Below are 22652 nucleotides of genomic sequence, written 5' to 3' on the forward strand. Positions count from 1 at the left end.
AACTCCAGCTAAACTGAATGCCCCGACAGAAAACTATTACCGATGACGAAATTCTGGCTGTGGCACGAACGCTCTTTCTCCAGGTAGGGGCAAAGGCTTCGACGCGAACGCTGGCGAAACTGGTTGGCATCTCTGAAGCAGTGATTTTTCAAAGATTTGGCACCAAAGAAAATCTATTCTTTGCCGCAATGGTGCCGCCGACAGCGCAGCTTGAGACTATATTTGCAGTGCGAATCGGGGCGGAACGGGTTGAAACTAACCTGCAATCGATTTGTGTGCAGATTGTGGCTTATTTTCGTGAAGTAATGCCCATTTTTCTATCTTCGATCGCACATCCAGCTTTCGATCTGCCAACTTTTTTGCAACGTCACACGCTGCCAGCGATGCAAATTAGCGATCGACTCTGTGCCTATCTCAATGCTGAAGCAGATTTGGGGCGCATTCGTCCTGGTAGTGCCGAGACGATGGCAGCCATTTTAATTTCACACTTGCATCATCTCGCGTTGTCGGAAACGATCGGTTCGCATCACTCAATCGATCTCGTTGGCGGAGCCTCTCTGCGCAGGCAGACGCTTCGCGAACGGAACGATAATCTGGCTATTGCCGATGCAATTACATTGTTGTGTCGGGGTGTGATTCCCTAAATCATTAGCTTGTCACAAATCGGATAACTATCTCGTCTTAATTAAGTTAGCCTCTCTCTAGCTGCGATCGCCATGACCGAACTATTCGACAGTTTTGATACCGTATTAAGCCAAGTCGCACCTAAAATTTCCAGCCGCCTCCAGCCTGGATTAACGATTACCTCCGGTAGGCTACGCCAACGAGCAAATCGAGGATCAAATTGCTGGATACTCATGGACGTTTCCCCAAGCTGCTTTCGACCTCTATCGATCGCATAACGGGCTTTCCGGTCAGCCAGGCAGGTTAAATTTGGTGGAGAAATTACTGAGGATTAAAGGCAAATGGCATGGAGAATTATCAGGACGAGAAACCGAAATCCATCTACAATTAGGTGAGCGATTAATTATTGCTAAATTCTTACCATTAGATTATGCCTTAGCCGGACATCGCCATCTCAAATTGGGTAGATGCCCGCTCGATTTACTGCCATTTGCGATTTTAAATGATGGCAACAATACGATTTACTGCATGATGCGTTTAGATCCAGAAAATCCGATCGTCTATTGTGCCAACGGGACAAAACTACCGCCGCTGGGTGTAACTGAATCATTTTTAGCAACTCAGCCACAATTTAATCGATCGAGCGATCTAATTGCATTTTTGACCGCAGTTTTTCAGGAGCGAATTCACTCGATTGCAATTGACGAAAATAATCCATTAGATTGCGAACTCGACTCGATACAGTTCGAGAAAATTTACCAACAATACCGCCGTTAAATTATCGATCGAGAACTTATATTACAATTTTCATGAAACTACTTGAAATTCAATCTAGCGTCCGGCTAGAAAAATCGATTTCTCGCGCACTCAGCCACGAATTTATCGAAGCATTGCAAAATTCACATCCCGATTTTCATCACCAGCAGCAGGATGTCGGTACTAATCCTCCCGCTCATCCTACCGAACTGTGGACGACGGCAAATTACCTGCCGCCAGAAAGCCGCACACTAGAAATGGCAACAATACTGACTGAATCCGATCGATTGATTGCCGAATTACTCTGGGCAGATCGCTTAGTACTCGGCGTACCTATGTATAATTTTAGTGTGCCATCGACTTTAAAAGCGTATCTAGATAATATCGTGCGGGTGAATCGCACTTTTACATTCGATCCCCAAACCCATACTTTCCAAGGACTAGCAACAGGTAAAAAAGCGATTGCGATCGTCCCCAGTGCTGGAAATTTTGTCGTCGGTACGCCACTTGGAGAGATGAATTTTTGCGATCCTTATTTACGATCGATCTTGGGCTTTATTGGGATTGAAGAGGTCGAAATCGTGCCGATTCCCAACCAGTTTATGGATGAGGAAATTCGCCAACAGGAAGTAGCAACCGCACGGCTCAATTTGATGAATCTAGCTGCGTCCTGGTAATATGAACCGATTGGAATTGTTCGATCGATATCGCTCCCTGCTATTTGCGATTGCCTATCGAATGCTGGGCAGCTTCACAGAAGCCGAAGATATCGTCCAGGAAGCCTGGATTCGGTGGCAACATACCGAAAGTATCGTTCAGTCGCCCAAAGCGTTTCTATCGAAGATTGTGACGCGGTTGTGTATCGACTATCTCCGCTCTGCCCGCGTCCACCGCGAACGATATACCGGAACGTGGCTGCCAGAGCCACTGATAACCGAACGTCCCGATGTCGAAGATCGTGCGGAATTAGCGGAATCTCTTTCCTTCGCATTTCTAATGCTGCTGGAATGCTTATCCCCAACTGAAAGAGCCGTTTTCCTGTTGCGTGAAGTTTTCGATTATGAATATGCAGCGATCTCGCAAACCGTCCACAAAAGTATTCCCAACTGTCGCCAGATCGTGCGTCGCGCCCGACAGCATCTCGTGTTACGCCGACCGACACTTTCCAATTTTGACGATCGAGATCTCCTTGTCGAGCGATTTCTTGACTGTTGGGATCGTGGTGATTTACCAGAATTGATGACACTAATGGCAGCAGATGTGACCCTCTGGTCGGATGGCGGTGGTAAAGTTGTCGCAGCGCAAAAACCATTGCAGGGCTGTCAAAAAGTCGCTCGGTTTTTGGTGGCAATTCGCCGCAGCCGCTTGACACCGACGCTAGTTTCACAGGTGATAACAGTCAATGGTCAGTCGGGAATTATTAATATTGTTGATGAGCACACCCATAGTATTTTTAGTTTTGAATTTACAGGAGATCGCATTCGATCTATTTTTGCAGTTGTCAATCCAGAAAAGCTAGGTACAGTGAAAATCAAATTGCTACGTTCGATCTCAGGTTAGATAACCGTAGTGTTTGAAGGCGGATAGATTGAATCTTCTCGGAGCATTTGCCATGCCGATCTAATCAGCGACAGCGCACTAACGCTAATTATTAACACCACTAGTAAACTAGCCGCTGCATCTGCCCACAACCAATCAAACCAATACATTACGCTAGCCGCTACAAGCGCACTCAACGCACCAGTGGCATCCGCAACCCCATGTAGAAAAACGCCCCGCAGATTCAAATCTCGGTCGCGATGTCGATATAGTAAGTAGACCGCGAAACCGTTCGTAGCTAGGCTTAATCCGGCTATCAGCAACATGGGTAAAGAAGCTACCGATTCGATCGTTTGTAGATGTTTCACCGCTTCCTGGGCAATTAAAAGCGCGATCGCGCCCAAGCTAATCCCGTTAATTAATCCAATCCAAGCCTTCAACCGCTGCTCGGTTTGGATAGTGCGATTTAATGGCTGACGTTGGATCGCCCAAGCAGCGATAAAAGTTAGTCCCAGTGTCAATAGATCTGCAAATAGATGTCCCGCTCCGGCTAATAGCGATAGACTATGACTCCAGATCGCCGTGCCCAATTCGATCGAGAACAACGCAATTCGCAAGCCTAAAATCATCCACAGTAAAGATGTTTTAGGCTGAATACAATCGATGTCTAGCTGGTTCAATATTTTATTATTCACTTTAAGTGAAGACAATGATTACTTCATGACTCTAGTTGCATTAAAAATCGCGGCTAATGCCACACCGACATCAGCAAAAACAGCTTCCCACATTGTTGCTAATCCCAGTAACCCCAATCCGATAAAAATCACTTTAATAGTTAAAGCAAATATAATATTCTGCAACACGATCGCATGAGTCTTCTTGCCCACCTGAATTGCTTCCGCCACCTTTGAAGGCGCATCTGTCATCAATACGACATCCGCAGTTTCGATCGCCGCATCCGAACCCAATCCACCCATCGCAATTCCCACATCGGCTCTGGCAATTACAGGCGCGTCGTTAATTCCGTCCCCAACAAAGGCAACTTTACCTTTTTTGTGGAATTCTCCGAGCAGTTTTTCAATTGCCGCTACCTTGTCTTCTGGCAATAGCTCCGCCGCAAAAGTATCGACACCCAAAGTCTTCGCGATCCGTGCTGCTACAGCTTGTGAATCCCCAGTCAGCATCATAATTCGCTCGACACCTGCGGCTTTGAGATCGCGAATTGCTCGAACTGCATCTTCTTTGATTTCATCGGCAATAATAATGTAACCAGCATAAATTCCATCGATTGCCAAATGCACGACAGTACCCTCAACATTACAGGTATCATGAGTAATATTTTCACGGTGCATCAATCGATCGTTACCTGCTAGAACTAGCTTTCCTTCAATTGTCGCCTGAATGCCATGAGCGGCAATTTCGGTATAATTAGAAACCGTAGATTCATCAATCGGTCGCTCATAAGCTACTACAATTGATTTAGCGATCGGGTGATTAGAATTTGTTTCTGCTGCCGCTGCAATCCTTAACAACCCATCTTGTTTAAACCCATTATAAGGGACGATTTCAGTAACTTTAAATACGCCCTTAGTCAGCGTTCCCGTCTTATCAAATGCGATCGCTTTAACTCCAGCTAAAGTATCTAAAAAAGTCGCTCCCTTCACCAAAATTCCCCGTTTAGCCGCCCCACCAAGACCTCCAAAATAACTGAGTGGAATACTAATTACCAATCCACACGGACAAGAAATTACCAAGAGTATTAGAGCGCGATACACCCATTCAGCGCGGGTGGCACCTGGAATTACCAGCGGTGGAATTAAGGCAACTAGTAACGATGAAATCACTACAATCGGCGTATACCGACGGGCGATTCTAGTCATCAACTTCTCAGTTGCGGCTTTCTTAGCAGTTGCATTTTCGACCAAATCTAGAATTCGCGCGATCGATGATTCTCCAAATAATTTGGTAACGGTGACAGTTAATACGCCACTTTGATTAATCATTCCGGCTAATACAGTTTCACCCACATTCACCGTGCGCGGTACTGATTCGCCTGTTAATGCCGATGTATCGACTTGAGAGTTACCTTCGACGATTTCACCATCTAAGGGCACCTTTTCCCCTGGCTTAATAATAATTGTATCGCCTACTTTTACCCGTTCTGGTGAAACGACTTCAATCCCATTAGCCGTTTTGAGATTGGCAGCATCGGGACGAATTTCAAGTAATGCCGAAATCGATCGCCGCGAGCGACTGACGGCTGATTCCTGAAACAATTCACCAACTTTAAAGAATAACATCACGCCCACAGCTTCAGGTAGCTTATGAATTGCGATCGCTCCCACAGTGGCGATCGTCATCAGAAAGTTTTCATCAAATACTTGTCCGCGTAAAATATTCCGTCCGGCTGTAGTTAATACAGTCCAACCACTTAATAAATAAGCTGGGATAAATACTGCATACTCCCCGATCGATAATGGTGTATTGTGCAGTGTTTCCTCAAAGACTGAACCCAACACAAATAAGGCAATTACAACCCCAACTAATACACCTTCACGCTTTAAGTTAACTTCTCCCCCACCATGATTATGAGCATGGTCATCTTCGTCTCCATCATTTTGACTACTGTGGTCATGACTGCTATGGTCATTGCCGATCTGTGTAGCTGGAGACTTAGACTTTTCTGTTTCGATCGTATATCCCAAAGCTGTCACTCGCTCTTTAATATCTGCTTCACTTACCCGTGCTGGGTCGTAAGTGACAATTAGCCGCCCAGTTGCCACCACCACAGAGATCTCAGCTACCCCTGCTAGCTTCTCTAAACTGCCTTCAATCTTCACTGCACAACTCGTGCAGTCCATGCCACCAACTTGCAGCCGTTGGGTTTTGAGTGCGGGTACTTGAGTCATATCTGTTGTGAAGAGTATGGAACTAATATCTTAGATTGTAGACCAAAATCACAATATCTGAAAGTATATTCAGAGATAGAATGATTTTCATTCTTAGGTTTATAATTTAGAGAGCGTTCATCTTCACTCAACTAGACATTTCATGACCGAGCAGGAATATTCAAGTAAATCGATCGAGGATACTCAGGTACCTAGTTGTGAAGAGCGATTGGTACATTTAGATAATGTCCGTCAACTGCAACTAGAAATTCTGCCGATGGAGCAAGCGCAACGTCGAGCCGAGCTATTCAATGTATTGGCAGATCCCAATCGGTTGCGACTGCTCTCAGCATTGGCGAAACAAGAATTGTGCGTCTGCGATCTGGCAGCAGGTTTGAAAATGGGGGAATCGGCGGTATCTCACCAGTTGCGAGTATTGAAATCGATGCGAATGGTCAATTACCGTAAGGAAGGGCGAAATGTCTACTATAGTTTGGCAGATAGTCAAGCGATCGACTTGTACAACTCGATTTCTGCACAGTTGTTTTCTTCGCCCCTACGTTAAAATCTCAACTAACTTTTATCAGTCTAATTATCATAGATTCAAAAACGCATTGGGAGAAAGTTTACCAAACAAAAGCTGCTAATGAGGTAAGTTGGTATCGAGCGCACCTCGACAAGTCGCTAGCACTAATCGAACGTGCTGCCCCAGATCTTAATGCTACGATAATTGATATTGGTGGTGGCGAAGCAACATTAGTTGATGACTTAATCGAGAGAGGATACCAGCACCTGAATGTTTTGGATATTTCGCAAGCAGCGATTTCCCAAAGGGAAGGCTTCGCCAACGATACTACCAGACAACGATTGAGCACAGTAGCAGAGCGAATCAACTGGCTAGTCACCCACATTGTAACAGCAGACCTCCCATCGCAACAGTATGATGTTTGGCACGATCGAGCGGTATTTCATTTTCTCACTCTACCAGCACAACGAGCAGCCTATGTTCGACAAGTTTTGGATGCAGTTAAACCTGGTGGTCATGTAATTATTGCGACTTTTGGTTTAGATGGGCTAGAAAAGTGCAGTGGATTGAAAATTGTGCGTTACAATGCCGGATCGCTACAAGCAGAATTTGGCGATCGATTCCAGTTATTAGAAACTAGTATGGAATTACATAAAACTCCATTTGACACGACTCAACAATTTTTATATTGCCATTACTTAATTGCAATTCCTTGATAAAAATATCCGCCAATTTTAGGTGTGTTAGGGCTATAAAATTCCCGAACATCTAAATTATTAAACTGTTTAGCAATTAGTAGGCGGATCTGTCGATTGAGATGACAGCCATCACCGATTACTTTCTGAATGGGAGTAATTCGATGTTGCCAAGTTTGGATATTTGGCTCATTGCTCAATCCGTGTTCGATAAATAGGAATTTACCACCTGGTTTCAGTACGCGGTGAATTTCAGCGATCGCTGTTTCTACCTGTTTGATACTGCACAGCGTCCAAGTACTAACTACTGTATCGAATGTATCATCTGCCATTGGTAATTTTTCGCCATTGAGCACCTGATAATCTACCTTGATTGAACTAGCTGCTATCCGCTTTTGCGCGAGTTTATTCATCCCTGGATTGACATCAACAGTCGTAATTTTCTCTACTCGACCTTGCGGATAATAAGCTAAATTCAAGCCAGTACCAAAACCAATTTCTAATACCGAGCCTACTGCATCGGCGAGGACTATCTGCCGATAGTTGGCAAAATCTTCCCCAGACATTACTCGTTGGCGTAGCCTCTCCTACGGAGAATCGATTAATGTGGGGAAAATTAGTCGGGAATAAATATTCATAAGCATAAAGAGTTTATTTAAAATAGTAGCTAAGATCGGCAGCTTATTCTATTAAATTAATAATTACACCTAACTCTTATCTTTTATCAGCTAGGATTAAGCCATCCTGAGAATGTCTGAAATAATAACCAGCCATTCAACCCGACAATGATTGTTGCCACTGTACAAGCCAGCACCTTGAGCCAAGTAGGATTGACAAACTCACCCATCAACTTGCGATCGCTAGTGAACATAATCAGTGGAATAACGGCAAACGAAAGCTGTAAACTCAGAATCACCTGACTCAAAATCAGCAAACTCGTCGTACTACCTTCACCAAAAAAGATAATTGTCAGTAGTGCTGGTACGATCGCTACCAGCCGAGTCAACAAGCGACGCAGCCAGGGTTTCACTCGGAGGTGGAGAAATCCCTCCATCACAATTTGCCCCGCCATCGTTGCCGTTAAAGTTGAATTTTGCCCAGAGGCTAATAACGCGATCGCAAAAATGGCACTAGCCGGAGCAACACCCAACATCGGTGATAATAACTTGTAAGCATCCTGAATTTCGGCGACATCTTGCTTGCCGGAAAAATGAAATACCGCCGCTGCTAAAATCAAAATTGCCGAGTTGATAAATAACGCTAAAGATAAAGCAATAGTTGAATCGATCGTCCCAAATTTAATCGCTTCCCGCTTCTGTTCTGGGGTATCTTCCCAATTACGAGTTTGGACGATCGAGGAGTGTAGATATAGATTATGTGGCATCACTGTCGCCCCTAGAATGCCGATCGCAATATACAGTGCTTCTGGATTTCTGACTACTTCTACCTGTGGAATAAAACCGCCCAGAATTCCACCCAAATCGGGTTTGGCAAAGATTAATTCAGCGACAAAACAGCCTCCAACCACAGCGATAATTGTTATCACTAATGCTTCAATATAACGGAAGCCCTTATTTTGAAGAAACAGGATCGCAAACACATCTAACGCCGTAATGCACACGCCTACGGCTAATGGAATATTAAACAATAATTGTAATGCGATCGCACTACCGACCAATTCGGCTAGATCGCAAGCTGAAATGGCAATTTCACACAATACCCACAGACCAAAGCTAACAGGCTTACTAAAATTGTCCCGACATGCTTGCGCTAAATCTCGTCCAGTTGCCACCCCCAATTTGACACAAAGTGCCTGTAACAAAATTGCCATCAAATTTGATAACAAAATGATGCTCAACAGACTGTAGCCGAATTTAGCACCGCCAGCTAGATCCGTTGCCCAGTTACCTGGATCCATATATCCAACCGAAACGAGATATCCTGGCCCCGCATACGCCAACATCTTTTTCCAGAAGCTGCCGTTGGTTGGGACGCTTACTGTCCGATGTACTTCTGGTAGTGAAGGAATTTTGTCGATCTGTGACATGGGTTGATTTTCATATTCTTCTCATAATCTTCAGATTAACACACATGCACCTCTAAATTTAATGACTCATTGGTGTCTCCGCGCCGCCAGAATCCTTGACTTCAATGGTGGAGGAGAAACATCAGCTAGTTTACGTTTGGGAATCAATCTGACTTTACTACTGTCGTTGCCTTCGATCGATGTCTGATTGCTGACATTCATTGCAACGATGGTTTTACGCCGATCGCTTGGCACCACTACTGTTTTCTGTCTGGATGCAGACTTGATTTTTCGCGGATGTTCGCCAGTCGCCGAATTTTTCTGACTAGAACCAGACCGGATAAATCTTTCTGTACTAGATTGTTTTCGCTCTTCCCGATCGGCAACACTAATGCCTGGAACTGAGAGATTTAGATCGATCGCTGATGGTCAGATTTGTCAATTCTCACTCTAGGGTGGGTTTAGTGATAAGGGGTAGACCATGTACGCTCGATCGAGTACTTTCACGTTGAAGAATCTTTCATAACGTGAAAGTGTCTTTAGGCGCGTACTTGAGACAATATGAGTAAGATAAAATTCATTGTCGTGTTCTTAGTTTGCGCTAAAATTTTAGTACTTGTGGCAAGTACAGTCCCTCTCTCGCTTGCCGATCGATGCCATGCGGTCGCCAGTATCTAAACCCATTCCAGTACCCAACTTACCTGAAGCCATTCGTTCTTCTTCAGATCTTCTTGCTGACTTTCTCCGACTGAAAATTTCTGCCAATACTAAGCGAAACTATAGCAAGGCGATCGTCGATTTTTGTCGTCGCACCTACAATAGTGAAATATCAGAGTGGCTTCTAACTCAGTTTCTCTCCCTACAGCAGCCAGAAGCTGTTTATCAAGTTCTCCAATATCGACAACTACTTATCGATGCTAAATTAGCCCCCAGTACGATTAACGTCCGGCTCAGTGCCTTAAAATCCTTCGTAGACTATGCCCGTCAAGCAGAGCAGTGTCACTTTAATCTGGCCGACGTTACTTGCTTAAAGGTCGAGAGTTATGGCGACACAACAGGGATTGAGGTAGCTGGATTTAGGGAAATGCTTCAAATTCCAGATCGTAGCACCATCAAAGGGATCAGGGATTACGCCATCCTGCGATTGCTTTGGGACAATGCTTTGCGTCGGAATGAAATCTGTAGCCTGGACGTGGGCGATTTTGACAAATCGGGGCGACTATCGATTTTAGGTAAAGGCAAGATCCAAAAAAGTCAGATCGACCTGTCCCCAGCAACCACAATCGCGCTCTCACAATGGTTAGCAGCTAGAGACAAATATCGATCGTCAGATCCTCTGTTTATCAGTCTGGATAGACGCAGTAAGGGACATCGACTCGACGGCAGTACTATTTATCGCCTGGTTCGGAAGTTTAGTGAATCAGCCGGAATCGATAAGATCGTCTCTCCCCATCGGATCAGACACAGTGCCATCACTGCCTACCTCGATGCCAGCGATGGAAATATTCGAGCCGCTCAAGGACTAAGCCGTCATGCAAATTTGAACACCCTAAATCGCTACGATGATAACCGCCATAAATATCAAGCCCAAGCTACTAATACACTAGCCGATTTGGTGTGAATTTGTTGGAAATCTCCAAAACGTAGCTAGTGCCTGAAAACCTTTCCCCGTAGTAACTATGGTCTCAAGACGTTCCGCTAAAGTGCATTAGCGGCCCGTTGTTTTTAGGGGCATGTGAAGTACGATTGGATTGCTAAAGTAGACAAGATGGGCGGACTCCTCATCCGATCGCACCAAAATTTGTGAGCAAACGTCAAGTGGATTCGAGTAGAATTTTACTATCGCGATCGCTTACGAGTGCTCCATTGAATGACCTTAATTCGACATCTACCACCTCAGTTTGGGGTTTTTTGTATAAACCCTCGAAAAGGGGGATTCTGAGTTTTATGGTACTTCCGAACTAGATTTTCCAAGATAACGATAGACACTCGCCTTAGAAAGATCGAAGTCTTTCATCAAGATTTTAATCAGAACACCCTGTTGGCGTTGAAGCTGAAGCTCCACCACCTGTTGGGGAGATAATCGTTTACTCCTCCCAAACTTGACACCCAACTCTTTTGCCTTATTAATGCCATCTAGCTGACGCTCAGAGCGGAGTTCAGTTTCAAATTCAGCGATCGCCGCCAGCATATTAAAAAGTAGACGACCCGTAGCATCAGAAGTATCAATATTTTGGTCGAGAACCTGCAAAGCGACATTTTTGCGCTGGAGTGCATCAGCGATCGTGCAAAGGTGAAGAGTAGAGCGAGCTAACCGATCTAACCGCGACACAATCAACGTATCGCCGTCTCGGACATATTCCAAACAAGCAGCAAGCTGAGAACGCTGATGGTTAGTACCACTTTGTGTTTCTTGATAGATCTTGTCGCAATGTTTGAGTTTCTGTAACTGAACGTCAAGACTCTGCCCAGACGAGCTAACTCTTAGCGTACCCAACCAAAGCCATACAAACACCTGTAGATGTATTTACGTCTCATTATGCCTTAAAGGATAAGAGAAAGGTATTTTGAGACATGGAAAGAGACATAATTAAAGAACGTCCCAGAAAGTGTACTTTCTGAGACTCATAAAATTGAATAATGAGTAGCCAAAATGAAAGATCGAGGTACTGAAATCACCCGCAAGGACAAGCGGTTGAAGATTCTGGCTACTGATGAAATTGAGAGTATTTACGCTCGACCTAAATTTAACCGTGAAGAACAAATTGAATACTTCACACTATCACAATCGGATTTAGAGATTCTTGAAGTATTTGGCTCAATTAAATCTCAAGTATATTTCATTCTTCAATTAGGATACTTCAGAGCAAAGCATCTATTCTTCATATTTACATTTGATGAGGTTAAAAACGATTTTCAATATATTATCGAACAATATTTTAATTCCAAACAGCTCGGTGGAATCAAAGTAATTGACAAACAGACGCGGCTCAAACAACAGCGGTTAATCCTCGAACTCCATCGCTATCATCTATGTGGGAAAGAAGAACGTCAAGAACTCGAACAGAAAGCACAACAATCGGCAAAGGTTTACAGTAAACCTGTTTATGTGTTTCGCGAACTTGTCAATTATCTCACAGATCGAAAGATTGCGGTTCCAGGTTATACCTTAATGCAAGACATCGTTAGTCAAGCTTTGACTAACGAGCACAATAGATTAATAAAAATTGTAAGCGATCGGTTGCAAGCATCTGAGCTAGAAGCCTTTGAAAAACTATTAGAAGAATCACCCGGCTTATACGAAATTACACACCTCAAACAAGAGCCGAGAAATTTTAGTCTCAAAGAAACTAAGTATGAGATTCAAAGAGGCGAGCGATTATATTTACTCTACACGATCGCTGAAAGCTTATTGCCAGAGATGGAGATCTCTAATGAGAGTATTAAATATTATGCTGCGTTAGTCGGTTATTACTCTGTTGCCAGATTGAAACAACTGAACAAATGGACAGCATATATTTATATTATCTGTTTTGCTCATCATCGATATCAGCAACGCTCGGACAATTTAATTAACTGTTTAATCTCTAGAGTGAGGCATTATAATGATGAAGCTAAAAGTGTTGCCAAAGAACGTTTATATGAATGTCATCTTGAGATTAATGAGAATTTTCAAAAAGCAGGGCAGGTGCTCAAACTGTTAACAGATGAAAGTATTGAAGCAAATACACCTTTTAAGACGGTTCAATCTAAGATCTTTGGGATTCTACCACGTCCAAAGTTGATGGTTGTTGCCGATCGAATGGCGAAGATAGTCAGTTTTGATGAAACTGCCTTTCAATGGGAACACATTGATAAATTAGCTCATCAGTTTAAGTTGCACTTGCGACAGATAATATTAACAGTTGAGTTTACCACAACACTAGCTCAGGATACATTAATCGAAGCGATCGATTTCTTGAGAGTAGCATTTAAGAAGGGTAAGCCACTCAAGGAATTCCAGAGTGACTTATTTCCAGTCGAGTGTGTCCCAGCTTCTGTTACAAGTTATCTCTACACGAGCGACCGCGAACAAGAACAGCAGTTAATTCCCGATCGCTATGAATTTTTAATCTATCGACTACTCCGTAACGGATTAGAATCGGGTGATATCTCTTGTCGAAACAGTATTCATTTTCGGAGTCTTGAGGATGACTTAATTGACGATCTGCGCTGGCAAGACAAGCAGGAATTAATGATTAGCAATAATCTCACTATTTTAGCCCAGCCAATTATCGAACATTTAGCCCTACTTGAGCAAAATCTTGAAAAGCGGATTGGTGAAGTTAATCGTCGCATTGCTGACGGAGAGAACGAACACTTTCAGATTAAGAAGCGTCGCAATAAAGTTAGTTGGAATCTCTTATATCCTCAAGGTATCGATCTCATCAATGCACCGCTCTTTGATAGTTTAAAACAAGTTGATATTGCGAGTATTCTTCACTTTGTAGATCGACATTGCCATTTTATCAAAGCTTTCGAGCATGTATTAGGTCGTTATCATCGACAAGCTGTGGATGAGCATGTGATTATTGCTTGTTTGATTGCTTGGGGTAATAATATGGGTATGGGTAGGATGGGTCAAATCTCTGATATTAGCTATCAACTTCTTAGCACTACCTCGGAGAATTTTATTCGATTAGAAACGCTCAAAGATGCAAACGACCTGATTAGTAATGCGATTGCTGAGTTATCGATATTTCATCATTATGATATCGGGAATCTCCTTCATTCTAGTAGTGACGGACAGAAATTTGAAGCTCGAATTAATACAATTAATTCACGTCACTCTCCTAAGTATTTTGGACTGAATAAGGGTGTTGTCTCGTACACGCTCGTTGCTAATCATATTCCGGTTAATGCCAGGATTATTGGGGCTAATGAGCATGAGAGCCACTTTGTGTTTGATATCTTATTTAACAATACGACTGATATTCAGCCGAATATCCATTCCACTGATACTCACGGTACGAATGAGATTAATTTTGCGGTACTGCATTCGTTTGGTTATCAATTTGCTCCTCGCTATAAAGATATATATGACAAGGTTAGCAAATCTCTATACGGATTTCAACATCCCAGTAACTATGATAAGGATTGCGTCATCAAGCCAATTCGTAAAATTAATACTGAATTAATTGTGGAGGAATGGGAGAATATTCAACGCATTATGGTTTCACTAGCAGTGAAGGAAACTACTCAAAGCATAATTGTAGGTAAACTCAGTGCTTATGCGCGGAAGAATAAGACTAGACGGGCTTTGTGGGAATATGACAATATTTTAAAAAGTTTATATTTGCTTGATTATATTGACTCTTTACCGTTGCGTCAAAATGTTCAGCGGGCATTGAATCGAGGCGAAAGTTATCATCAGTTACGCCGAGCTATCTCACATGCTAATTTTGGGAAGCTCCGCTTTAAGTCTGAGTTAGAGCAACAACTATGGAGCGAGTGCGGACGTTTGATTGCTAATTGCATTCTTTATTACAATGCCAGGATTTTGTCTAGTGTTCTCGAACATCGAGAGCAGCTTGGAGATCTTCAAGGGGTTGAAGACTTGAGACAGATTTCTCCTGTTGCTTGGCAGCACATTAATTTGTATGGTCGTTATGAGTTTCGCAAGTTTGCTGATTCGATCGATCTCGATGCGATCGTTGAGCAGCTAACCCAAGCCCCGTCTCGTTAATTTCCAGAATCCCCCTTTTCGAGGGTTTATACAAAAAACCCCTCGTAGGAACCTCCCAGTGCCCTCACGATTACCTCGCGGCGCGGCTACGCCAACGCCAGCACTTTGAAGAGCGATCGTTCTGGGGGAGATGAAGCTTAAATACTATAGAATGCTATTTGCTCGTGTCGAAGTCACGATGCGAATACCTTGCTGCTACCGTCTCTTTTGATAATGACTCAGAATCAGCTATCGCTGTTTTCAGCGAATGAAATTAATAGAGCTACACCCAATCGTCCAGTTTTAATGTCTAAAGATTTTCTAATAGACTGGAAATCTCGGATCGTCACTTATCAGCAACAAATTTGGAACAATCCCCCCTCTCAACAAACGAGTTTATTTGAATCATCATCGAACCAATTCGACCCCGATAGTGTCGATCCATTTGGCTTACTATATCAGCCATTCGAGTTTTATCGTTTACCTGAAGATGGTCAGGAGAACTGTCTCTATTTTGTTGTAGATTTGATGCAGCCTTTACTACTATATGTTGGGGAAACTCAGCAAACACCCAAGAAACGATGGATGAACCATTATTGTCGAGATTATACGGACAACTACCTAGCACTCAATCACCATTACAAGCTAGAAGTAGCTGTCAATATTGGGTTTTGGTGGAATACTCCCACAAATAGAAAGGCTAGACAAGCAATGGAATTAGCTTTAATCGATAAATGGCGATCGCCTTTTAATAAAGAGAATTGGCATATATATTCTCAACCTTTCAAAAAAGCTGGCTCGATAAATTATTAAGCAAGCTACGATCGACTCGCTCGCTAAGTAATTCTTCAACACGAAAGCCGATGGTTGGATCGATGTCTTGCAATACAAGTCTGTTTTTGTAGGCTGGCTGCGAACCCAGATTGAGGTTCCTATAAATACTTTTATCGGAACTTGAGCTAAAAGCCTGTATCCTATACTCAGTCAAGATTTAAGTCGTTTGGATGCCACCTCGATCGCCTCCACCTTACCCACTATTGCTACTATTCTCAATAAGATGACTGAAACCATATCTAGACTGACTAAAAAGGACAAGCAAGCGATTACCGCCCGTGCCGTCGCCGCAGCACTAGCAGATTACTTCGCTGGAGTTACCAAAGCCCAAGCAGAGGAAGTATTTAAGGTGCTAGCGATGATGGCTTCGTTTCCTGGTGCTACCCCTCCAGAGCCGCTAGTTGGTTGCGATGTTATCTGGAGTTCCGAGCTGCGCGTCGGTGACTCGCTGGCAACCCAAAAATTCAGCGTCCAGGTTAAATATGGACAATTACTATTTAATTACTTCCACCCTGGCGATGGGGTGCCGATTCGGGGGATTCAATTGCCCGATAGCTCCCACATCAATTTCGACAACTGGGATCTTCATGCCGATCGGGTCGAGAAACGGGCAATCGCCAAACTCAAATTCTAGAATGAAATTAGGTTTGCATTCTGCTCGAATAGTTGCCGTTGAGGGATTACTAACATTAAGAGTTACCTAACTATTAGAACTTTTAGATGTTAGTTGCGATCGACAAAAAATCAGCGGAGCGGATTAAAGCAGTTGGCTATAAAACGGCTCATGCTATTCGTTCCAAATTTCCGTTGGGGGAGCTAGTGTGTCCTTTTTGTGATGAAATAGTATTTCCACGCGAGCGACAGGGGTTTGTGTTGCATTTTGTGCATCAACACCCTTGCACCAGTAATATCGCTCGCCATCCTGAATCGCCAGAACACGAACAGGGCAAATTCGAGCTTGCCAGATTCTTGAGCCAGCAGATTAAAGACCATCCGAACGAAAGTGCCAAGATCGAAGTAGAGTATCGTCTGTCTAAGTGCGGCGAAAATGGGCGAGTGGCGGACGTGGCACTTGTCTACCAAAACGGTAATCTGTTGATTTGTGAATGCCAACTTGCAAAAATAACACTTGATGAACTCGAACAACGAACCCGTGACTACTATGCGATCGGAGCCGATGTCCTCTGGTTCCTTGGCAAAGATGCAGATACACTTGAAAATCGAACCTGGCTGCGTTCGATGTTTGGCTCAGTTGGAAGTCTCCAATTTATCTATACAAGCAGCTAGTGAAGGTCTAGATGCGCGTCTGTATCAATCTGGAATCGAACAAATAACCTTACAACGACCAGCTTTCCTACAACGCACTGATATTTTAGAGGAATATAGTCGCTGCGAGTGTCAAATTTCAGATGCGATCGGAGTAGAGCTTCAGTTCGATCGTTTGGCAAACGTGGCTATACATATAGAAGAGTGCCTCTTGCCTGGTGTTCGGGTCGAAAAAACAGACAAGCGGTTTAAGTGGAAAGGAACGATCCTCACAATTGCCGAGGAGCGCGTTTTAGTGAATTGGGAAGGTTCCGAGCGATGGCACACTTTTGATGAGCTTCGCCCACTAATAAGCGCGAAACCCAATATTTTTGAAATTGCGCGCCGTAAAGTAGGATCTCGATCGGTACGAGCTGGGGTAGCACAATCGATTCAAGATCGACCTCTGCAACCAGATCGAATTCAGATGGAGTTGTTTGCTCGGATTGATTATAGGGAAAGCGATCTTGAATGGTAGGTTTAGATTTCCTAACACTACCGCAATCAACGTTCTCTATTCAGTCAGCCAAGACTGGTATCTTCATACCGATTCCACACAGCGAAGGCTTCACAATCGCCAAGCTTAAATTCTAGAAGCTAGGCACTCCCCTCAGCAGCATTGGCTCCCACTCCCCATAACCCAGCGGTGCCCTAGCAACTTGATAATTCCGGTCTAAGAACTTTGTTCGATGAAGATCTGACGAGCCAGTTTGACAGATTAGGGTTTTTTGGAGTGGGAGAAAGCTGGAAATTAAAAACTCATTGCGATTGTAGAGGCGTTTGACGAACCGTTGAGATGGCAGCCGATCGAACTTCCCTCCGACCCCGCGATTGCACTCCTGACAAGCTAGTACTAGATTCCACACCCCATCGATCGATTTAATTAGATCGTGCAGTCTGTGTGGAAAAAAATGGTCTACGTCGGCAAGATTTTCCGCCCCAGGCTCGATCGAGATCGCCCCGAAGCAGTAGAAGCATTTTCCTTTCTGATAGCCGTCGAGCGCGGTTCTGCTGGAAGTAATATCGATCCGTCGGACTCGATCCTTAACTATAAATAGCATTTGCTCTCGATCGTCTACCTCGACTCGCAGCAAGTTTCGCGATATCCCCTCCCCCCAGGCAGTCTCTACCAGTCGCCATCGGGCTTCTACCTCTGGCTCTAGGTTGCCAAATCCCTCACTCTCGAATAGTTTGAACAGCTCGTCGGTAATAGCGATTCCCCGCTGTTTGCTCTTGCGCTCGTCGGTAAAGAACCGCTGGGGCAGTTCTGTTCTATTAACAACGTGGAAAGCATCAATGACATCCTCAAATGTGACTTATGGGATAACTTGGCACAGTCGTCAACCATAAATTGGCTTTTTAATAACGAAAACACGTCGTTTCAGGCGATCGCTCGCGATAAGTTGTAAACCATAACTTGGCAGTAAGTACCTAAATTCAATCATAATAAGGCAATGAGTTCTTTTTGAGAATTGTGTGCTAACATCGCTAAAAATGGCAATTTTCAAGAACTCTCAGCCAAGATATGGTTGACTCCAAGGAGTATTCAACTTGAACCCAAGAGAATTTGAACGATGGTGTCAGACACTGAACTTGCCACCAGCAGCCATCGAAGCGATCGCTAAGATCCGGTCGGCTCCCCCAAGCCGTCGCGTCCAAGGACGAGCCTCTAATGTCAGCGGTACCTACCCTTCCCAAAAAATGGGGTTGACCATCCAATTTGAAAGCCACAAGGTAGAATTGTGGGCGATCTACTTGATGGAACACGACCCAACTGTTCTAGAGTTTTACGACCAACCATCCTGCTTTAAAATTCAATACACCAACAAATCTGGACGCAAGATCGGTCACTATCACACGCCAGACTTCTTTGTCCTGGGCACCAAATCAGCCGCCTGGGTGGAATGGAAAACCGAAGCCGAACTGGAGAAACTGAGTGAAAAATATCCCACTCGTTATCTCCAAGCCGCAGATGGCTCGTGGCGATGCCCGCCTGGAGAGGCTTATGCTTCTCCATTGGGTCTTGAATATCACGTTCGCACTGATGCCTCATTAGACCCCATCTATATCCAGAACTTAATCTTCCTAGAGGATTACCTCGGATTTAAGACAGACAGTAATCCGTCGATTCAAGCACTGGTCAAAGAGAGAGTTAAAACAGCACCAGGCATCACTTTAGCCGCTCTGTTGGCATCCTCACCCCAAATCAGTGCCAATGATGTCTATGTGATGATAGTCCTCGACCAACTCTACATCGCACTCTTAGATGTGCCGCTCGTACAGCACGAACGAGTACGGCTATATCCAGACCGCCAGACTTATGACACTTATCGAGAAAGTTCTCAACACCAAAAAGATCTAACTATTGCTGACACTGCACCACCGACATTAGTTGCCAACACTCGTCTGCGCTGGGATGGCAGACTCTGGACATTAGTTAATCTGGGAGAGACAACCACTACCCTACTACCAGAAATCGGACAGCCACTGCAAATATCTTCCGCATTCTTTTACCAACTTCTCGACGGCGGAGCAATTAACTTTCCTGAAACAGAAGGAGCGACGAATCCAGCAGTAATAGCATTGATGGAGGGAGCATCCCCAAGCGATCTGAGAACAGCTAACCAACGGTTTGGGGCAGTCATGGCAGAGCGAGAGCAAGGAGCCGCAGGGCAGAGCGATGTCTCCAAACGGACTCTGTACCGATGGTTGAAGCAGTTGAAAGAGGCAGAACTTAAATACGGTTGCGGCTATGTCGGATTGCTACCCAAAACGCAAGCACGGGGGAACCGGACAACCAAAGCCCCAAACGTATCGAGTGAATTACTCAACACCTTTATTACCGGGCAGTTTGAAACCCCCACCCAAGCACCCGCCGCTTCAGTCTATCGAGCATACCAACGAGCTTGCGAACAGCAGGGCATTCCCTCACTGTCGCGGTGTACTTTTTACGCTCGTCTCCAACAACGACCGATTCACGAGCAGACTGAAAAGCGCAAAGGCTCTAAAGCTGCCTATCGCCACCAACCTTGGTATTGGGAACTAACTTACAGTACCCCTCGCCACGGCGACCGCCCCCTGGGTATCGTTCATATCGACCACACTCAACTCGATCTAGAATTGCGTTCTGCGACAACAGGAAGATTGCTGGGAAGACCTTGGCTGACCTTAATGGTAGATGCCTATTCACGCCGCATCCTCACCATTTATCTGACCTTCGACCCACCCAGTTACCGTTCCTGCATGATGGCGATTCGCATCTGCGTTCAACGCTTCGGTCGCTTCCCGCAAGCCATCGTGGTCGATGGTGGGAAAGAGTTTCACAGCGTCTATTTTGACACCTTACTCGCGCGTTATCACTGTACCAAAAAGACTCGTCCTGGAGCCAAACCCCGCTTTGGTAGTGTAATCGAGCGACTGTTTGGGACTACCAATACCCAGTTAATCTTCAACTTGTCAGGCAACACCCAAGCGACCAAACAAGTGCGAGAAATTACCAAGGCAGTTAACCCCAAACAACATGCCCTGTGGACATTGGGCGATTTGTACGCCTATTTGGTTGAGTATGCCTATGTTGTTTACGACCAAAACGAACACCCAGCCTTATCGATGTCACCCCAGAGTGCTTACGAGCAGGGAGAAATGAACGCAGGGGAACGACTGCATCGGCGGATTGCTTATGATGAAGATTTTATCCTCGCCACTCACCCCAGTCCGCGTTCGGGACAGGCTTTAGTTCAACCTGGAAAGGGGATTAAATTGAATTACCTCTACTATTGGAGCGATGCGTTCCGCCATCCTGAAGTCGAACGCACGAAAGTCTCAGTGCGTTACGACCCCTTCGATTTAGGCGTGGCTTATGCTTACGTTCAAGGGCGATGGGTTAAGTGCATTTCTCAGTATTACAGCATTTTCTCAGGACGCAGCGAACGAGAACTGCTGTTAGCTTCGCTCGAAATCAAGCAACAAGCCAAACTCACTCAGACGAACACTACTATTTCGGCTAAACGTCTAGCTGATTTCCTTAGTAATGTCACCGCTCATGAGGCTTTGATGCTGCAACGCTTGCGGGATTTGGAGGGGCAAAATGTCCTCAATACACTCGGACAAAGAGCGTCGTCTGCTCCACAGAGCCAGCCCCAGCCACAAACAGAACCACTCGCTCCTAATAGTCTTCAAACCCTTGCTCCCACTCAACCTAGTCCAGCCTTAGTCTTAGATCTGTCCCAAATCCCGTTGTTTGAGGAGTACCGTTAATGAAGGATGTTGTGACTGTCGATCTGACGCTGGAATTAACATCCAAGCTGAATCACTTTAAAGAGTATGCTGTGTCACATCCTCAACTACTCCAGGTAGATAAGGTATTGATGCAAGCCATTCAAGAACCCGCTGGATTTGCTCATGTGCTGATTTATGGGCCTTCTGGGGTGGGTAAAACGACGATGATTCGTCAAATTTCCCGACGGTTAAATGAGATCTCAAATGAGATCCCACCAGCGGTTGTTACAGACCGCTCCAGCTATAGTAATGGTGGGGTTGCGCCAGTACCCTTATTGCTGCTGGAAACACGTCCACCGGATGGTGGAGCCTTCAACCGAGCAGATTACTACCGCACTGCTCTAAAACTGTTGGGTGAACCCTTCTACGAACGCCGTCTGTTGGTCGATATCGATACCGAACAAACGATTGAGAAGAAAGGCCGTGGACGGAGTAAAGCTACCCAGTTTAATGATTCTCCCGAACTGCGTCATGCGCTCGAAGCAGCGATGGCGAAACGGGGCGTAAGAGCTGTGATTCTCGATGAAGCCCAACATCTGATGAAGGTTGGCAGTGGCGCGAGTGGTGGTAAGTTACTCGACCAATTGGACTGGATTAAGTCGATGACGAATGTGACTGGGGTGCTGCACATTCTGATTGGCACTTACGAGCTGTTGAACTTTCGCAATTTAAGCGGGCAGGCATCGCGGCGGGGGCTGGATCTGCATTTTCCGCGTTATCTGTTTCAACACGAGCAAGACCGTCAGGATTTTCAAGGGGTGTTATTGGCACTGCTCAAGCAAGTTCCACTCACGACTGATATCCCTGCTTTGATGCAGCATTGGTTCTATTTTTACGAACGGTCGATTGGTTGTATTGGTGTACTCAAGGACTGGCTGATTCGGGCGGTGGCGGCAGCTATCCGCGAGGGGAGTGACACTTTGACTCAAGGGCGATTAGAGGAACATGCGTTGTCTTTGTCTCAATGCGAACGGATGGCTCTGGATGCGATTGAGGGCGAACAAAAGCTGGGCTATGCGGAAAGTCGGCGCGACCATTTATGGCGGTTGTTGCAATCTGGGATGACCTCAACGACTGTGCCTACCACTGTTGTCTCCACAACAGTGGCTGTCGAGGATGCTCCGCCACCTGCCAAAAAGCCAAGGAAAAAGCGTTCCACTTCGTCAACTACTGAGTCAGTGACTGCATCTGTCGAGACTTTCGAGACTATCGTTGAACCTGTCCCGCCTAAGAAAAGAAGGAGTAAAAAGGCTGTCACTACGCCAGCGCCAGTCCCAGATCCAGTCCCAGAAACTTTGAATGTCACAACCAACGATCTGGCAGTAGATCTGCTTGGGGCTGAAATTCCGCTTCCTGTAGCCGAACCAGCTAAGAAAAAAAACTCAAGGCGTGTCGGACAGCGCAATCCACAGCGAGATCCAGTTGGCTGAGATGATTGGGGGGTGGACTACTGCTACTAAGATTTTCAAAGGCAGGT

20 protein-coding genes and 1 pseudogene are annotated in these 22652 nt (G+C 45.0%); 14 read left to right on the forward strand and 7 right to left on the reverse strand.

The features are described 5' to 3' along the window. Positions 1 to 17: 17 nt before the first annotated feature. From CHA6605_RS09375 to CHA6605_RS09390, 4 genes are all read left to right on the forward strand, one after another. Positions 18 to 644 (forward strand): TetR/AcrR family transcriptional regulator, encoded by a 627-nt coding sequence (locus tag CHA6605_RS09375; protein WP_015159233.1) that lies wholly within the window; start codon positions 18 to 20, stop codon positions 642 to 644. Positions 645 to 936: 292 nt separating this feature from the next. Beyond that, positions 937 to 1401, forward strand: coding sequence for a hypothetical protein (locus tag CHA6605_RS09380; protein WP_015159234.1), 465 nt, complete (start codon positions 937 to 939; stop codon positions 1399 to 1401). A gap of 32 nt (positions 1402 to 1433) precedes the next feature. Then, positions 1434 to 2057: an FMN-dependent NADH-azoreductase gene (locus CHA6605_RS09385; RefSeq protein ID WP_015159235.1), complete on the forward strand. Its 624-nt coding sequence runs from the start codon at positions 1434 to 1436 to the stop codon at positions 2055 to 2057. Between the two features lies 1 nt (position 2058). Then, entirely contained in the window at positions 2059 to 2940 is an 882-nt protein-coding gene (locus tag CHA6605_RS09390; RefSeq protein WP_015159236.1) for an RNA polymerase sigma-70 factor, read from the forward strand. Here CHA6605_RS09390 and CHA6605_RS09395 read toward each other — a convergent pair. Both CHA6605_RS09395 and CHA6605_RS09400 read right to left on the reverse strand, forming a co-directional pair. Beyond that, positions 2937 to 3599: a cation diffusion facilitator family transporter gene (locus CHA6605_RS09395; protein WP_232432236.1), complete on the reverse strand. Its 663-nt coding sequence runs from the start codon at positions 3597 to 3599 to the stop codon at positions 2937 to 2939. The genes CHA6605_RS09390 and CHA6605_RS09395 overlap by 4 nt on opposite strands. 33 nt (positions 3600 to 3632) lie before the next feature. After that, positions 3633 to 5828, reverse strand: a complete 2196-nt coding sequence (locus CHA6605_RS09400; RefSeq protein ID WP_015159238.1) for a heavy metal translocating P-type ATPase — start codon at positions 5826 to 5828, stop codon at positions 3633 to 3635. A gap of 142 nt (positions 5829 to 5970) precedes the next feature. Between CHA6605_RS09400 and CHA6605_RS09405 the strand changes: the two genes are divergently transcribed. Together CHA6605_RS09405 and CHA6605_RS09410 are read left to right on the forward strand one after the other, a co-directional pair. Further along, entirely contained in the window at positions 5971 to 6372 is a 402-nt protein-coding gene (locus CHA6605_RS09405; RefSeq protein WP_015159239.1) for an ArsR/SmtB family transcription factor, read from the forward strand. A 128-nt stretch (positions 6373 to 6500) separates the two neighbouring features. After that, the gene (locus tag CHA6605_RS09410) at positions 6501 to 7049 is read left to right on the forward strand and encodes a class I SAM-dependent methyltransferase (RefSeq protein ID WP_340140939.1); all 549 of its coding nucleotides are present in this window, start codon (positions 6501 to 6503) and stop codon (positions 7047 to 7049) included. Here the strand turns inward: CHA6605_RS09410 and CHA6605_RS09415 are convergent. The 3 genes from CHA6605_RS09415 to CHA6605_RS33935 form a co-directional block, all read right to left on the reverse strand. After that, positions 7028 to 7594 (reverse strand): class I SAM-dependent methyltransferase, encoded by a 567-nt coding sequence (locus tag CHA6605_RS09415; protein ID WP_232432237.1) that lies wholly within the window; start codon positions 7592 to 7594, stop codon positions 7028 to 7030. The two genes, CHA6605_RS09410 and CHA6605_RS09415, sit on opposite strands and share 22 nt — an antisense overlap. Positions 7595 to 7752: 158 nt before the next feature. After that, the gene (locus CHA6605_RS09420) at positions 7753 to 9075 is read right to left on the reverse strand and encodes an Nramp family divalent metal transporter (RefSeq protein WP_015159241.1); all 1323 of its coding nucleotides are present in this window, start codon (positions 9073 to 9075) and stop codon (positions 7753 to 7755) included. Positions 9076 to 9141: 66 nt separating this feature from the next. After that, the gene (locus CHA6605_RS33935; RefSeq protein WP_157259934.1) at positions 9142 to 9312 is read right to left on the reverse strand and encodes a hypothetical protein; all 171 of its coding nucleotides are present in this window, start codon (positions 9310 to 9312) and stop codon (positions 9142 to 9144) included. 358 nt (positions 9313 to 9670) lie between these two features. Here CHA6605_RS33935 and CHA6605_RS09425 point away from each other — a divergent pair, with 358 nt between their 5' ends. Continuing rightward, the gene (locus CHA6605_RS09425; protein ID WP_340140930.1) at positions 9671 to 10675 is read left to right on the forward strand and encodes a tyrosine-type recombinase/integrase; all 1005 of its coding nucleotides are present in this window, start codon (positions 9671 to 9673) and stop codon (positions 10673 to 10675) included. A 324-nt stretch (positions 10676 to 10999) separates the two neighbouring features. On the opposite strand, the pseudogene CHA6605_RS09430 reads toward CHA6605_RS09425, so the two are convergent. Beyond that, positions 11000 to 11561 (reverse strand): annotated as a pseudogene (locus CHA6605_RS09430) (recombinase family protein). Between the two features lie 146 nt (positions 11562 to 11707). On the opposite strand from CHA6605_RS09430, the gene CHA6605_RS09435 reads away from it, so the two are divergent. From CHA6605_RS09435 to CHA6605_RS09455, 5 genes are all read left to right on the forward strand, one after another. Beyond that, complete coding sequence (locus CHA6605_RS09435) at positions 11708 to 14779, forward strand: Tn3 family transposase (RefSeq protein WP_015159244.1); 3072 nt, start codon at positions 11708 to 11710, stop codon at positions 14777 to 14779. 213 nt (positions 14780 to 14992) lie between these two features. Then, positions 14993 to 15571 (forward strand): endonuclease, encoded by a 579-nt coding sequence (locus CHA6605_RS09440; RefSeq protein WP_015159245.1) that lies wholly within the window; start codon positions 14993 to 14995, stop codon positions 15569 to 15571. Positions 15572 to 15815: 244 nt separating this feature from the next. Then, positions 15816 to 16226, forward strand: coding sequence for a hypothetical protein (locus CHA6605_RS09445; protein ID WP_015159246.1), 411 nt, complete (start codon positions 15816 to 15818; stop codon positions 16224 to 16226). A gap of 86 nt (positions 16227 to 16312) precedes the next feature. Then, positions 16313 to 16879, forward strand: coding sequence for a competence protein CoiA (locus tag CHA6605_RS09450; protein WP_015159247.1), 567 nt, complete (start codon positions 16313 to 16315; stop codon positions 16877 to 16879). Next, entirely contained in the window at positions 16806 to 17375 is a 570-nt protein-coding gene (locus CHA6605_RS09455; RefSeq protein WP_157259935.1) for a hypothetical protein, read from the forward strand. Before CHA6605_RS09450 ends, CHA6605_RS09455 begins: the two co-directional genes overlap by 74 nt. Before the next feature lie 112 nt (positions 17376 to 17487). On the opposite strand, the gene CHA6605_RS31480 is transcribed toward CHA6605_RS09455, so the two are convergent. Further along, positions 17488 to 17991, reverse strand: coding sequence for an HNH endonuclease family protein (locus tag CHA6605_RS31480; protein ID WP_198288472.1), 504 nt, complete (start codon positions 17989 to 17991; stop codon positions 17488 to 17490). Between the two features lie 457 nt (positions 17992 to 18448). Here CHA6605_RS31480 and CHA6605_RS09465 point away from each other — a divergent pair, with 457 nt between their 5' ends. After that, positions 18449 to 21154 (forward strand): TnsA endonuclease N-terminal domain-containing protein, encoded by a 2706-nt coding sequence (locus tag CHA6605_RS09465; RefSeq protein ID WP_015157549.1) that lies wholly within the window; start codon positions 18449 to 18451, stop codon positions 21152 to 21154. Continuing rightward, positions 21154 to 22605: an ATP-binding protein gene (locus tag CHA6605_RS09470; RefSeq protein ID WP_015157550.1), complete on the forward strand. Its 1452-nt coding sequence runs from the start codon at positions 21154 to 21156 to the stop codon at positions 22603 to 22605. Before CHA6605_RS09465 ends, CHA6605_RS09470 begins: the two co-directional genes overlap by 1 nt. Positions 22606 to 22652: the final 47 nt, after the last annotated feature.

The sequence above is a fragment of the Chamaesiphon minutus PCC 6605 genome (assembly GCF_000317145.1).
GTDB lineage: Bacteria > Cyanobacteriota > Cyanobacteriia > Cyanobacteriales > Chamaesiphonaceae > Chamaesiphon > Chamaesiphon minutus.